The sequence below is a fragment of the Leeuwenhoekiella sp. CH_XMU1409-2 genome, from assembly GCF_037029365.1.
GTDB classification, from domain to species: domain Bacteria; phylum Bacteroidota; class Bacteroidia; order Flavobacteriales; family Flavobacteriaceae; genus Leeuwenhoekiella; species Leeuwenhoekiella blandensis.
The window spans coordinates 48,701-63,044 of sequence record NZ_JAYMEI010000018.1; the positions used below are offsets into that span (position 1 = coordinate 48,701).

14 protein-coding genes are annotated in these 14,344 nt (G+C 39.9%); 11 read left to right on the forward strand and 3 right to left on the reverse strand.

The window, feature by feature from the left end; genetic code table 11:
* Positions 1 to 118 precede the first annotated feature (118 nt).
* The gene (locus WA338_RS16235) at positions 119 to 505 is read left to right on the forward strand and encodes a DUF1573 domain-containing protein (RefSeq protein ID WP_009781418.1); all 387 of its coding nucleotides are present in this window, start codon (positions 119 to 121) and stop codon (positions 503 to 505) included.
* Positions 506 to 592: 87 nt separating this feature from the next.
* Here the strand turns inward: WA338_RS16235 and WA338_RS16240 are convergent, their stop codons facing one another.
* Positions 593 to 1,906, reverse strand: coding sequence for a pepsin/retropepsin-like aspartic protease family protein (locus tag WA338_RS16240; protein WP_050759334.1), 1,314 nt, complete (start codon positions 1,904 to 1,906; stop codon positions 593 to 595).
* A gap of 151 nt (positions 1,907 to 2,057) precedes the next feature.
* Between WA338_RS16240 and WA338_RS16245 the strand changes: the two genes are divergently transcribed.
* The 6 genes from WA338_RS16245 to WA338_RS16270 all read left to right on the forward strand — a co-directional run bounded on the left by WA338_RS16245 (position 2,058) and on the right by WA338_RS16270 (position 7,522).
* Complete coding sequence (locus WA338_RS16245) at positions 2,058 to 3,248, forward strand: pyridoxal phosphate-dependent aminotransferase (protein ID WP_272984689.1); 1,191 nt, start codon at positions 2,058 to 2,060, stop codon at positions 3,246 to 3,248.
* Positions 3,249 to 4,265, forward strand: a complete 1,017-nt coding sequence (murB, locus tag WA338_RS16250; RefSeq protein ID WP_272984691.1) for a UDP-N-acetylmuramate dehydrogenase — start codon at positions 3,249 to 3,251, stop codon at positions 4,263 to 4,265.
* Between the two features lie 171 nt (positions 4,266 to 4,436).
* On the forward strand, positions 4,437 to 4,640 hold the full coding sequence (locus WA338_RS16255; protein ID WP_009781422.1) for a hypothetical protein: 204 nt from the start codon (positions 4,437 to 4,439) through the stop codon (positions 4,638 to 4,640).
* Positions 4,641 to 4,649: 9 nt separating this feature from the next.
* The gene (locus WA338_RS16260; RefSeq protein ID WP_272984692.1) at positions 4,650 to 5,753 is read left to right on the forward strand and encodes a glycosyltransferase; all 1,104 of its coding nucleotides are present in this window, start codon (positions 4,650 to 4,652) and stop codon (positions 5,751 to 5,753) included.
* Positions 5,744 to 6,301: an RNA polymerase sigma factor gene (locus tag WA338_RS16265; RefSeq protein WP_272984693.1), complete on the forward strand. Its 558-nt coding sequence runs from the start codon at positions 5,744 to 5,746 to the stop codon at positions 6,299 to 6,301. Before WA338_RS16260 ends, WA338_RS16265 begins: the two co-directional genes overlap by 10 nt.
* A 6-nt stretch (positions 6,302 to 6,307) precedes the next feature.
* Entirely contained in the window at positions 6,308 to 7,522 is a 1,215-nt protein-coding gene (locus WA338_RS16270; RefSeq protein WP_336094154.1) for an Nramp family divalent metal transporter, read from the forward strand.
* Here WA338_RS16270 and WA338_RS16275 read toward each other — a convergent pair.
* Positions 7,514 to 7,981 (reverse strand): Lrp/AsnC family transcriptional regulator, encoded by a 468-nt coding sequence (locus WA338_RS16275; protein WP_040533710.1) that lies wholly within the window; start codon positions 7,979 to 7,981, stop codon positions 7,514 to 7,516. The genes WA338_RS16270 and WA338_RS16275 overlap by 9 nt on opposite strands.
* 114 nt (positions 7,982 to 8,095) lie before the next feature.
* Between WA338_RS16275 and WA338_RS16280 the strand changes: the two genes are divergently transcribed.
* Both WA338_RS16280 and WA338_RS16285 read left to right on the forward strand, forming a co-directional pair.
* Positions 8,096 to 8,479: a hypothetical protein gene (locus WA338_RS16280; protein WP_009781427.1), complete on the forward strand. Its 384-nt coding sequence runs from the start codon at positions 8,096 to 8,098 to the stop codon at positions 8,477 to 8,479.
* A gap of 91 nt (positions 8,480 to 8,570) precedes the next feature.
* Positions 8,571 to 9,098, forward strand: coding sequence for a hypothetical protein (locus WA338_RS16285; RefSeq protein WP_009781428.1), 528 nt, complete (start codon positions 8,571 to 8,573; stop codon positions 9,096 to 9,098).
* A gap of 56 nt (positions 9,099 to 9,154) precedes the next feature.
* Here WA338_RS16285 and WA338_RS16290 read toward each other — a convergent pair whose 3' ends face one another.
* Entirely contained in the window at positions 9,155 to 12,574 is a 3,420-nt protein-coding gene (locus tag WA338_RS16290; protein WP_336094158.1) for a methylmalonyl-CoA mutase family protein, read from the reverse strand.
* A 165-nt stretch (positions 12,575 to 12,739) separates the two neighbouring features.
* Here WA338_RS16290 and purU point away from each other — a divergent pair, with 165 nt between their 5' ends.
* Positions 12,740 to 13,594: a formyltetrahydrofolate deformylase gene (purU, locus tag WA338_RS16295; protein WP_272984698.1), complete on the forward strand. Its 855-nt coding sequence runs from the start codon at positions 12,740 to 12,742 to the stop codon at positions 13,592 to 13,594.
* A gap of 42 nt (positions 13,595 to 13,636) precedes the next feature.
* Positions 13,637 to 14,338, forward strand: a complete 702-nt coding sequence (locus WA338_RS16300; RefSeq protein ID WP_273420533.1) for a DUF4197 domain-containing protein — start codon at positions 13,637 to 13,639, stop codon at positions 14,336 to 14,338.
* The last annotated feature ends 6 nt before the right edge of the window (positions 14,339 to 14,344 follow it).

Genomic DNA, 14,344 nt, shown 5'->3' on the forward strand with positions numbered 1-14,344 from the left:
GTCTGCTTTTTCAATTGAAAAATTGTAAGAAAAAGCCTAACAACATATTAAATAAGTGCTTCTTTTTGCAGAAACTTTAGAATAAGCTTACTTTTATATCTAATTAACACAGAGAATTATGAAAAAAATTGTTTTGATACTTGCTGTTGGGCTTATGACTTTAGGCCTTCAAGCTCAGGATAAAAAAGCCGCGATCACGTTCGAAACAGACGTTATAGACTATGGTGATGTCGCTCACGGAAGCGATGGTACTCGTGAATTTAAGTTTACAAATACAGGAGACGCTCCTTTAGTTATTTCTAAAGCATACTCTACTTGTGGTTGTACCGTTCCTAGTCCGCCAAAAGATCCTATCGCGCCGGGTGAAAGCGGTGTGATCAAAGTGAAATATGACACCAACCGTTCTCCGGGGCCTATACGTAAAACTATTACCGTTTATACCAATGCTTCGGCAGAACCTTATACCTTAAAAATTAAAGGGACTTTACTACCGGCGACAAATTAAAAGCCGAAAAAATATAAAATTTAAAAAGCGACCAATAGGTCGCTTTTTTTTCGTGCATTGCCAAAGGGTTTAATACGTTAAGGCAATTTACTGGTCTTTAATAAGTTTCTTAAGTCTTAATTTTCGATTAAACACCATCCCATTACGTTCTACTTTTAGCCGCAATACAGCACCTTCCTCTTTAAAAAAGTGCTTGGTAATATCATCAAGTTCCAAATTACGCACATCTCGGCCGTTTATTTTCACGAGTTTATCTCCTACAGCCAGGCCAGCTTCAGCTCCGGGCGAATCGTCACGTATGGCTGCAATCTCATAATTGGGTTTTAACTGCAACTGCGGAAATTGCACCATATTGGTCTCTAAGAAAATAGTTTTGGTCGCATTATTTTCTGTAGCATTTCCTGAAGTTTTTGAGATGCTGTAATCAATATCAGCTACGAGCTCAAAACCAGAATGCTCTACAACAAGTCCGCTGCGATTGTACCTGAAGGGTTCATCAAAATATCTGTTTTTACGCAAAAACATTTTCTTTGCGCTATAATCGAGATAAACTGTAAACCTTCTTAGAACTTCAGCTCCAATACTTCCATTCCTATAATCTACGCCATTGAGATAAGCCAGCGATAATTCGTCCGGATAGGCAACATTCACCTTTTTAAGATTAAAATCTCCTAAAGTTAACTGCGCAATTCTAGATCGATGCCCGGTAACTTCACCATTGAGTCCCAAGCCCAAATGATCTTTAAAAGAGTTCTCAGAAACCCGAATATCCTCGTGCGTATTTTCAAACAACCACAGCGCATCACCGCTTCCTGAATCTAAAAGTAATTTTGCCTGAAAATCTGTATCGTTCTGACTTAAGCCTATATTTAAATAGGGCTTCCCTTTATTCAACTCAAATACTAATTCGGTACAAGACCGAAACTTTTTAGACCGAAACACTTCCGGCTCATAAAGCTTCACATAACTTTTTTGATAATTCAGCTCCACTGCCAAGTCTTTTAAGAGCGCATAGCCTATAATACCGTGAACCGGAAATCCCAGTCGCGGAGAAAAATTTTGCGCACTATCAGAAACGTAATAGATGGTTTGATTTATCGCTGCCGCTTCTCCAACATTAATAATGTTCTGAGTAGATTTGATCGCTTTAGTGGGTTCCCCATCTCCTGCTCCCCGCAACCAAACAGTAGATTGATTGTTAAGTTCTAGCGGGTAATCGGCTTCCGCATTAAACAAAATAGTAGAACGCACTCCGGTGTCGAGAAGAAGAGACAATTCAACACCATTAACCTGTACAGGAATGATCATTAGATTATTCACCACGTCGGCTTTAATTTTTATATGATTTTTACCTTCAGGCAAAAGAAAAGCTCCTTGAGGAAAAACCTCAAAAGTTATCATATAAATAATTAGTGACGATATTAAATAAACATAACGCATAATTAAAATGCATTTACTGTTAATTTAATAATATTCATTCAAAAACCCGCTAACAATCTTTAAATTTTTTTCTCATTTATAATTTGCAACTTTACAGCTTAAACTAAATGACATGCCGCAAGTATCGCAAAAAGGGCAGTTGATGCCACAATCTCCTATACGTAAATTAGTACCCTTTGCTGAAGCAGCAGAAGCCAGAGGTATTAGTATTCATCAATTAAACATCGGTCAGCCCGATATTCAAACACCTCAAACTGCGCTTGACGCAGTAAAAGAGGCTGATATTGATGTTTTATCCTATAGCCATTCTGCCGGATTTTTAAGCTATCGCCAAAAGCTGGCAGCTTATTATGGCAAACAAGGCATCGAGATGGATGCTAACGATATCATCATAACGACAGGAGGCTCAGAAGCGCTTATGTTTGCTATGGGAAGTATTACAGATCCGGGTGACGAAGTCATTATCCCCGAACCTTTTTATGCAAATTACAATGGTTTTGCTACAGCTTCAGGTGTTACCGTAAAGCCGGTGATCTCTTCTTTTGAAAGCGGTTTTGCGCTTCCTCCTATTTCTGAGTTTGAAAAACAGATTACCGATAAAACCAAAGCAATAATTATTTGTAACCCAGGAAATCCTACCGGTTACTTGTATAGCAAAGACGAACTCAACCAACTTTCTGAATTGGTTAAAAAGCACGATCTGTTTTTAATTGCGGACGAAGTTTACCGCGAGTTTGCCTACGATGGCTTACAGCATAATTCGGTTTTGAATCAACGCGAGATCGACGCGCATACGATTATGATCGATTCGGTTTCTAAGCGTTTTTCTATGTGTGGTGCGCGTATTGGATGCATCGTAAGTCGCAATAAAGAACTTATGGCGACAGCAATGAAATTTGCTCAAGCGCGTCTAAGTCCGCCAACTTTGGCTCAGATTGCAAGTGAAGCTGCTCTTGATACGCCGCAGTCCTATTTTGACGAAGTGATTTCTGAATATGTTGACCGCAGAGATACGCTGATTGCAGGTTTAGAAGCCATTCCCGGTGTGCGTGTTGCAAAACCCAAAGGTGCATTTTACTGCATTGCGGAGCTTCCTGTGAAAAATTCTGATGATTTTGCACAGTGGCTTTTAGAATCTTTTGAAGTCAACAAAAAGACAGTAATGGTAGCTCCAGCAGCAGGTTTTTACTCAACTCCGGGCGAAGGTTTAAATCAGGTGCGTATCGCTTATGTACTTAAAAAAGAAGATTTGATTGAAGCTGTCGAACTTTTAAAAGAAGCTTTAAGCCAGTATAAAGACTAAATGCAAATTCAGGAAAACGCTTCTTTAAAACCGTACAATACCTTTGGTATTTCAGCAAAAGCAAAAGCATTTATTTCGGTTACAGATATCGGAATGCTTCAGCAAGCTTTGGCAAATTCTGCATATCCTAAAAAGTTTATTTTAGGCGGTGGCAGTAATATGCTGCTGAAAAATGATGTAGATGCGCTTGTGATCCACATCGCTTTAAAAGGAATTAAGACGGTAAAAGAAACGGATGAAGCGATTTGGTTAGAAGTTGCCGGCGGCGAAAACTGGCATGAGTTCGTGATGCATTGCGTGGAGCAAGGCTATGGTGGTTTAGAAAATATGGCGCTTATTCCCGGCAATGTAGGCACGGCTCCTGTTCAAAATATAGGTGCTTACGGCGTAGAATTGAAAGATCATTTTTACAGCTGTACCGCAGTTCACAGAACCACGCTAGAACAAAAAACCTTCTCGCGTGAAGCATGTCGTTTTGGTTATAGGGATTCGGTTTTTAAAAATGAGTTGAAAGATCAATACGTCATTACTGCAGTTATATTTAGGCTTGATAAGACAAATCATACCTTACACACCGGTTACGGAGCAATTCAAGAAGTACTTGCTGAAAAGCAAATCAATAATCCTACGATAAAAGATATTGCTCAAGCGGTCATTGATATTAGGTCTTCAAAACTTCCCAACCCTGATGAATTAGGCAACAGCGGGAGCTTTTTTAAGAATCCCGTGATCTCGATAAAGCAGTTTGAAAAGTTACAGCAAGAGCATCCTAAAGTTCCATTTTACACGGTTTCAGAAACTGAAATTAAAATTCCTGCGGGTTGGCTTATTGAACGGGCCGGATTTAAAGGAAAACGTTTTGGTGATGCCGGTGTTCATAAAAATCAAGCTTTAGTTCTCGTGAATTATGGCAATGCAAGCGGTAACGAAATCTGGGATTTGGCGCTGCGAATTCAGAAAGAAGTTCTTCAGCAATTTGGCATTGAGATTCAGCCTGAAGTCAATATTATAGAATAACTAAAAATCCGTTTCAATGCTATTTGAAACGGATTTTTAGCTTCCGCATATTTCACAACACTCGATTCAAATTTAACAGTAGGTTTTGTTATCCTCACTCCGTAAATACGACCAAGCATTTGCTTTGGGCTCAAGGCTTCATTTTGTATCTTTGCACTATATATTTTAGTTATGAAACTACTATTGATCACATTACTTTTATTAGGACTTGCTTTTGCCGGAATTGCAATTAAGATCTGGGCAAAAAAAGACGGTAAATTCGCCGGAACTTGTGCAAGCCAAAATCCTTACCTGAACAAAAGTGGTGAAGCTTGTGGTATGTGCGGTAAAATGCCGGACGAAATTGGCGACTGCTCTACGCAAAAAGCCTCATAAATTCTTGGCTTGACTTTTTTAAGTCCATTCCTCTTTTACAGCTTTCTCGTTATCTGCTGTATCAACTTAGGGTATTTCCTTTACTTTTCGGTATTTAATGCTGAAGAACAAAAAGAAAATGGAAGCCTTCAAAACGATGGAATTTCTGTCATTATTTGCGCTAAAAATGAAGCAGCGCAGCTCCCTGCTTTAATTGAAAAACTCCTCCTTCAGGATTTTCCTCTTTTTGAAATTATAATGATCAACGATCACTCAAGCGATGCAAGCCTGGGCATTATGCAGGATTTTGAAAAGAGGAATGCTAACATTTCAGTTTTCGATCTTAAATCAACTACCGGAAAAAAAGCAGGAATAACGCTAGGAATCAAAAATGCACAATATGAAACCTTAGTTTTTACAGATGCCGATTGTCTCCCCGCGTCAAATCAATGGCTCAAAAAAATGAGCGCAGCCTTTTCAAGAGAAACGCAAATCGTCCTCGGTTATGGGGCTTATAAAAAATTTAAAGGATCGGTTCTCAATAAACTCATCCGTTTTGAAACGCTACTCACGGCGTTGCAATATTGCTCTTACGCTTTACGCAAAAATCCCTATATGGGAGTAGGCAGAAATCTTGCCTATTCCAAATCGCTTTTCAATACTTCAGGTGGCTTTGAAGCGCACAATCACGTGAAGCCCGGAGACGATGATCTTTTTGTAAATCAAAATGCTACACCAACAAATGTAGCAGTCTGTACTAAACCGGAAGCATTTACGATTTCTGCTCCAAAGACCAACTGGAGGGATTGGTTTATTCAGAAAAGAAGACACGTGGGCGTCGCTCATTTGTACCTACCTAAACACCAATTACAACTGGGAATGTTTTATACCTCGCAGCTTTTATTTTTTATACTCTTTGCTTTGGTACTCGTCACTCAAGGATATTTATTACCTGCGGTAGGCTTATTTTTTACGCGTGAGTTGTATGTTTGGCGTGTTTATGCAAAAGCTGCAAAGAAGCTGAAAGAACAGGATCTGATATTTTATTCCCTCTTGCTAGAACCATTTTTAGTGAGCTTGCAATTGCTTATCTTTATAACAAACACACTGGTAAAACCCCGCCGTTGGAAGTAAATCAAGACATCGTCAATAACAAAATAATTCAAGCTAAAGCAGGAAGTCAGAGCGCTTATAATTACCTGCTCAACACCCATTGGAATATGGTTTACCGCTTTCAGCTTGACCGTACTAAAGACGAATTTAAAGCGGAAGAAATTACGATTCAGACCTTTGCGAAAGCCTTCAATCAATTAGAGTCGTTTGACAATGCCTATAAATTCAGTACGTGGTTGATCACGATTTCTAAGAATTTACACATTGATTTACTTCGGAAAGAAAGCAGCAGACAGCGCCATTTCAGTAAAGATGAAAAAGTAAATAAAGTAGTTGACGACAACCCAACTGCTGAAGATGCGCTCATCACAGAACAAAGTCTTTCTGAACTCAAAGGGCATATCAAAAAACTTAAACCGCATTATCAGGAAATGATAAATTTGCGCTACTTTCAAGAAATGAGTTATAAAGAAATGGCGCAAACTTTAAACGAACCTATGAGTAATGTGAAGGTGAAATTATTGCGCGCACGCCGCTTACTATCAGACTTGATTGAAAAAGAGCAATAAGCAATCATGAAAGCATTTTTTAAACAGTTGGGTCCCGGTCTTTTATTTGCCGGTGCTGCTATTGGTGTATCCCATTTGGTTCAGTCTACCCGTGCGGGAGCTGATTATGGCTTAGGTTTAGTCTGGGCGTTGGTGCTTATTCACATTATAAAATATCCTTTTTTTCAGTTTGGTCCCAGATATGCCGCCGCTACCGGCCAAAGTCTTCTAGACGGTTATAAACGTCTGGGTAAAGCCGTTTTAATAATTTATTTCTGCATCAACTTACTTACGATTTTCACCATTCAAACCGCGGTAACCATCGTAACGGCAGGTATTGCTACCTATATCTTTGATGTGAACTGGGACATCACAATCTGGTCTCTGATCATTACCGGCATTTGCGCTGTAATTTTAATAATTGGCCGCTACAATCTCTTAGATCGCTTGATGAAAGTCATCGTGATCACGCTCACGATAAGCACGCTTGCTGCAGCTTTTATGGCAGGCTCACAAACTTCTGAAGCTGTTAGTTTAACTCAAATTCTTCCTAAAGATTCTGTGGGTATTGCATTTCTTATCGCATTTATGGGCTGGATGCCCGCGCCTTTAGACATTTCTATCTGGCATTCCTTATGGTCTTTGGAAAAAGCTAAAAGTGGTACGATCACACCAAAATCTGCTGTGTTTGATTTTAACATCGGCTTTCTGGGCACTATAATCGTTGGCACCTGCTTTGTCGCATTAGGCACGTTTATTATGTTTCATAGCGGTAGCAGCTTTAGCTCTAGCGGTGTTGCTTTTGCACAACAATTAATTGATATGTACACCGGCAGTCTGGGTAATTGGGCATTTTATCTCATTGGTATCGCAGCCTTGACGACTATGTTTAGTACAACGCTTACGACTTTAGACGCTTCGCCGCGCTCCATGGCAAAAACACTAGAGCTTATCACCGAAAAAAATAGTAAACACAGTTATTTTATCTGGATCGTCATTCTCATTCTGGGCACTGTGGGAATTCTTTTCTTTTTGACTAACGAGATGGGAACACTGGTAAACATAGCAACCATCCTTTCTTTTTTGACTGCTCCGTTTTTTGCGATCAGTAATGTACTGGTGATGAACAGCGCCGAAGTGCCAGAAGAACATCGACCAAGCAAACTGCTTAATTATTTCAGTTGGTTTGCTATCGTATTGCTCATTCTTTTCAGCTTGTGGTATTTGAGTACGCTATTCTGATTTTTTCTTTCGTTCTTCCTTGCGGGTTCTAATGGGCGCATTTTCTATAACGGTAGAAAGCACAATATGCGTTTTGGTCTCGCCATACGTAATGAGTTTATCGATAAATTCTTCTAGATGGAATTGATCAAATAGCACCACTTCCATAAAAATATTTTCATTCCCCGTGATACGGTAGCAATTGAGTACTTCGCTAAAATCGTGAACCTTCTCTAGAAAAGGTTTCAATCTTCCCATAAAAGCCCTCAACGTAATAATTGCTTTAAGCTGATGACCCGATTCTATATGTGAAATTTCAGCCTTATAACCTATAAGAACTCCGGCATCTTCCATCTTACGAATGCGCTCTGCAACAGCAGGCGAAGTGATACCCACTTCACGCCCAATCGCACTCACACTCATACGCGCATTGCGTTGTAAAATTTGAAGAATTTTCCAGTTTGTAGAATCAATATGCATTTTTAAACAAATTAGATTTATTTCTTTAAAAATTAAAGTAAATACAAATTTACACTTTAAAATCAAAATATATAAGTTTTGAAATACCGCTAAATTTGAATCACAATTTAAACGATGACTTACGTACCACGAAATACGCATCTTTATAACCAAGCAATCGAGATCCTGAAGCTTTCGCGCTCAGTATCAAACTATTTGGTTTATGATCTTGCCCATCTCAAGAAAGATGGCAGCGAAGATCCATGCGTATATTTTACCGGTGATATCGTACGACAATCAGACTCACTTGCTCCGGAAATTTTGAAAGCCGAAAACCAAGCTTTTCAAGACGACCGATTAAAACACGCTGCTTCTTTAGACCAGTTGACTTCTAGTCTATACCGCACGTGTGAACGTCTGGAGCGCGCAGAAAGCAATGGAAAAGACTTCGTACGCATTTTGCGTCGCGAAATTCGAAAATTCAGAAAGCTTCAGCATAAATGGATGATGACCTTATAGGTACATCTATTTCTTTGAAAAGAATGTTTTGTATTTTTAAATCAATCCTTTCACCCCTATATTAAGGCTCAGATTTAAAGCTAGAAAACACATGCCATCAGAAGACGATTTTAATTCGCAAAATGATTATCAAGATAGCGAACTCTTTAAAAAAGCAACCGAAATTTTAAAGTTGGCCAATCGTATTGCAGAGATTGCAGCGTCTTATGAGATTGACTCAAAAGACAAAAATGAACAAGAAATTTTGCGCAGTCAAGCCTTGTTCATACGTGAAGATGCATCAATCATTCCTTCAAAGATTGCTGGAGCTTATCATTGTGACCTTTATGACATTAAAATGGAAAAGGCCACTATCATTCGCAAATGCGCACGCGATCTCGCAACGCATATGACCGGCTTAGAGATGTTTGGTTTTAAAGAAACCGAATACCTCAACTTACTTCGTAACGAGATTGAAGATTTCAGGATTTTATTTGCAGAATGGGTAAAGACTTTTGACCCGTGGAATTATATGATAGACCGCTGGGGACTCTTTAATCCACCGGGAATCAATTATAACGATCCCGATCCAGACGACGATTTGCCATTTGATCCCGACGATCTTGATTTTGAAGATTGAAAACAAAAAAAGCCCATTTTTCAAAGGGCTTTTTTTTCATAATATTTGATTTAGTCTTACATATTTCGTCTGTACTGACCTCCTACTTCAAAAAGTGCTGCGGTAATTTGACCGAGCGAACAAATTTTCGTCGCCTCCATAAGTTGTTCAAAAATATTGTCGTTGTTGATCGCCGCCTCTTGAACTTTGCGCAAGGCATTTTCCGCCTCATCTTCGTAGGCTTTATGAAGCTTTGTTAAAGTATTGATCTGTGATTGTTTCTCTGCTTCTGTCGCTCTGATGACTTCGGCAGGTTTTACCGTTGGCGAACCTTTACTGCTCAAAAACGTATTCACACCAATAATCGGGAAATCTCCATTGTGTTTCAGCGTCTCATAATACAAGCTTTCTTCCTGTATTTTACTGCGCTGGTACATCGTTTCCATAGCGCCTAATACGCCGCCGCGTTCTGTAATTCGATCAAATTCAGTCAAGACCGCTTCCTCTACTATATCTGTAAGTTCTTCTATTATAAATGCTCCTTGAATAGGGTTTTCGTTTTTCGCTAAACCTAATTCTTTATTGATTATTAACTGAATCGCCATCGCTCTGCGCACACTTTCTTCAGTTGGCGTGGTGATCGCTTCGTCATAAGCGTTTGTGTGTAACGAATTGCAATTATCATAAATCGCATACAGCGCCTGAAGCGTCGTACGAATGTCATTAAAATCAATTTCCTGCGCGTGTAAAGATCTTCCTGAAGTTTGAATGTGATATTTCAGCATTTGAGCTCGAGGATTGGCTCCGTATTTATGCTTTAGCGCTTTAGACCATATTCTACGCGCCACACGACCGATCACGGCATATTCAGGATCGATACCATTACTGAAGAAAAATGAAAGGTTGGGACCAAATTTATTGATGTCCATACCACGGCTGAGATAGTACTCTACATAGGTGAATCCGTTTGCTAAAGTAAACGCGAGTTGTGTAATAGGATTGGCACCAGCTTCTGCAATATGATATCCTGAAATAGAAACCGAATAAAAATTGCGCACCTGATTCTCGATGAAATATTCCTGCACATCCCCCATAAGACGCAGTGCAAATTCGGTTGAAAAAATACAGGTGTTTTGCGCCTGGTCTTCTTTCAGAATATCGGCCTGAACGGTACCGCGCACCTGTTTGATCGTTTCTTCCTTAATTTTTGAATAGACATCCGCTGGCAAAACCTGATCTCCGGTAACGCCAAGCAGCATCAAGCCCAAACCATTATTCCCTTCAGGAAGTTCGCCGTTGTAAGCCGGTCTGTCTAATCCATTTTCCTTATAAATCGATTGAATGGTTTGCTCGACTTCGTCTTCTAAATTATTCTCTGTAATGTATTTTTCACACGCCTGATCAACGGCTGCATTCATAAAAAAGCCGAGCAACATCGGCGCCGGGCCGTTAATGGTCATACTTACCGAAGTCATCGGGTTTGCCAAGTCAAAACCTGAATATAATTTTTTTGCATCATCGAGACAGCAGATTGAAACACCCGCATTTCCGATCTTTCCATAAATATCTGGGCGATGATCGGGGTCATTACCATAAAGCGTGACACTGTCAAAAGCGGTAGAAAGTCGCTTTGCAGGTAAGCCCATGCTCACGTAGTGAAAACGACGGTTGGTACGTTCCGGGCCACCTTCTCCGGCAAACATTCGGGTAGGATCTTCTCCCGTACGTTTAAACGGATACAAGCCTGCAGTATACGGAAATTCTCCCGGCACATTTTCTTGCAACACCCATTTTAAAATATCGCCCCAAGCTTGATATTTTGGCAACGCCACCTTAGGAATCTGACTGTGCGACAAAGATTCTGAATGCGTTTCGATCTTGATTTCTTTATCACGAACTTTAAACGTGTACACAGGATCTTTGTAGCGATTCACTTTATCTTGCCAACCTAAGATCACTTCCCAATTATAGGGATCCAGATTCATTTTTACCTTATCAAATTCAGCTAGAAGCAGTTTTGCTAAATCCTGATCTTCTGCAGCGTCGTTTAGAATTAGTCCGGTTTTGTCAAGTTTAGGCAACTCACCGGTTACGGTATCTAATGTTTTAAAAATCCCATAGAGTTTTTGTGCAACTTCAGCCTGAGTAGCTGCGGTGTCATCATAACTGCGATTATTTTCGGCGATTTCAGAAAGGTAACGCGTGCGCGCCGGCGGAATCACAAAGATCTTCTCAGACAACTCATCGGTAGCGCTGAAGGTACTTTCAAAATTTGCTTCGGTTTTTGCATTGAGTGTTTTGATGATTTCAGAATACAATTTATTCATTCCGGGATCATTAAACTGCGAAGCGATAGTTCCGTAAACCGGTAAATCTTTTTGATCAACTTCCCACAATTGATGGTTGCGCATATATTGCTTTTTCACATCACGCAGCGCATCCTGAGCCCCACGTTTGTCGAATTTATTTATAGAAACCAAATCGGCAAAATCAAGCATATCGATCTTCTCCAGTTGCGTTGCCGCGCCAAATTCCGGGGTCATCACATATAAAGACACATCGCTGTGCTCAAGAATTTCGGTATCGCTCTGGCCGATTCCGCTGGTTTCTAAAATGATTAGATCGTATTGAGCCGCTTTCAACACATCAACAGCTTCTTGCACGTGTTTAGAAAGTGCTAAGTTGCTTTGACGAGTCGCCAGCGAGCGCATATAAACACGTGGCGAATTGATTGCATTCATACGAATACGGTCTCCTAAAAGCGCCCCGCCTGTTTTGCGTTTTGAAGGATCAACCGAAATAATCCCAAGATTTTTCTCTGGGAAATCATTTAAAAACCTTCTTACGAGTTCGTCTACCAGCGAGGATTTCCCCGCACCTCCGGTTCCTGTAATTCCTAATACCGGAACGCTAGAAGCTGTTTCAACCGCTCTAAATTTCTCTAGAAATACGTCGTGATTATTTTCAGCCATGGAAATGAGTCGGGCTAAAACATTCACGTCCTTTTCCTGAATCGCGTTTTGAATTTTTTCAGTCTTCGGTAAAGCTTCAGCAGCCGGAGCAAAATCAGCCTTTTCCACAAGATCGTTGATCATTCCTTGTAATCCCATCTCACGCCCATCGTCTGGCGCATAAATACGGGTGATGCCGTAATTCATCAATTCTTCGATTTCTTCCGGAAGAATCACTCCGCCACCACCGCCAAAGATCTTGATATGTCCTGCTCCCTTTTCCTGAAGCAAATCATACATATATATGAAATATTCGGTATGACCGCCTTGATACGAAGTCATTGCAATCGCCTGAACATCCTCTTGAATAGCCGTGTTCACAACCTCTTCTACACTGCGGTCGTGCCCGAGGTGAATCACCTCAACACCTGTTGCTTGAATGATACGACGCATAATGTTTATTGCGGCGTCATGACCATCAAAAAGCGAGGCTGCGGTTACAATACGTACTTTATGTTTAGGATAATAGGGCTGAATTTGATTCATTCGTAATTTTTTGCTTTTTTAAGACCACTAATTTAAATAATTACTAACTAATTGATAATTATTTTGTGTTATTAATATTATAATTTGAAAGTTTATTTTCTAGATTAGCGAGCAGACAAACTTAATTTTATCCGCTGAGAATCAACCAACCAAGCTTTTCAAATTATGCAGAAAATTACGCTTTTAATCAATTGTCCAGATCGCAAAGGTATTGTCACCACTATAACCCAATTTATTCTTGAACGCCAAGGAAATATTGTTTACCTAGATCAACATGTAGACCGCCAAGAAGGTATCTTTTTTATGCGTGTTGAAAGTGAATTTGATCAAGAGGGTTTTAGCATCGCAGATTTTGAGATGCAGTTTATTGCTCAATTTGTTGACGATTATCAATTGACCTATCAACTTTTTGATGCGTATTACAAACCGCGTTTAGCGCTTTTTGTTTCTAAATATGATCATTGTTTATATGATCTTTTAGGACGCTACGCTTCAGGAGAATTACCTGTTGAAATCCCGCTGATCATCAGCAATCATCCTGACCTGGAAATCGTAGCCAAACGTTTTGAAATTCCATTTAAACATATTGCGGTGACTAAAGCAACTAAGGCAGAAGCTGAAGCAGAACAAATCGCAGCAATTAAAGAACACAATATCGATTTGATCGTTCTCGCACGCTATATGCAAATCATTTCTGATGACTTTGTAGCGCAATTCAAGAATAAGATCATCAACATTCACCATTCCTTTTTGCCGGCATTTATTGGAGCAAAACCCTACCACGCTGCTTTTGAACGTGGCGTAAAGATCATAGGCGCTACCAGTCATTATGTTACTGCTGATCTGGACGAAGGCCCTATTATTGAACAAGAGATCGTACGTGTGTCTCACGTGCATTCGGTTCAGGATTTTATCCTTAAAGGAAGAGACTTAGAAAAAATAGTTTTGGCACGTGCCATCAAAGCCCACGTAGAACATAAAGTTCTGGTTTTTGGAAACAAAACAGTGATTTTCTCCTAACGCCTATTTTTAAAATCTTCGAGAATAGCCTAACTTAACACTATGAAAAAAATAGTAGCCCTTCTTTCGATCTTAATACTTGGCAGTTGTGCCGAATTACAATCTGTGGTTGATAACCTACCCAATCAAACGGGCATTGACAACACAACCATCGCCAGCGGCCTGCGCCAAGCTTTGGATTTTGGTATCGACAAACAAGTAACCAAACTCACCCAAAAAGATGGGTTCTACGGAAATAATTTAGTAAAAATCTTGCTACCGGAAGAATTACAAAAAGTAGATCAAACCTTACGAAATGTTGGCCTTGGCAGTCTTGCCGATGAAGGCTTAAAAGTACTTAATCGTGCTGCTGAAGATGCGGTAAGCGAAGCGACGCCTATTTTTGTTGACGCCGTCAAAGGCATCACCTTCAACGATGCTAGAAATATACTTCTGGGAGCTGATAATTCGGCAACAACCTATCTGGAAAATAAAACCAGTGAGCAATTGTATGATAAATTCAATCCGGTGATCAAATCATCTTTCAGCAAAGTGGGCGCTGATCAAATCTGGAGCAACCTCATCACCAAATACAACGCATTACCACTTACCAATAATGTAAATCCTGATTTAACAGATTATGTAACCAAAGAAGCGTTAAAAGGGGTTTACACGATGATCGCTGTCGAGGAAAAAGAAATAAGAACCGATTTTTCTGCGCGTACCACCACGCTGCTTAAAAAAGTGTTTGCACTTCAAGATTAGAATCTT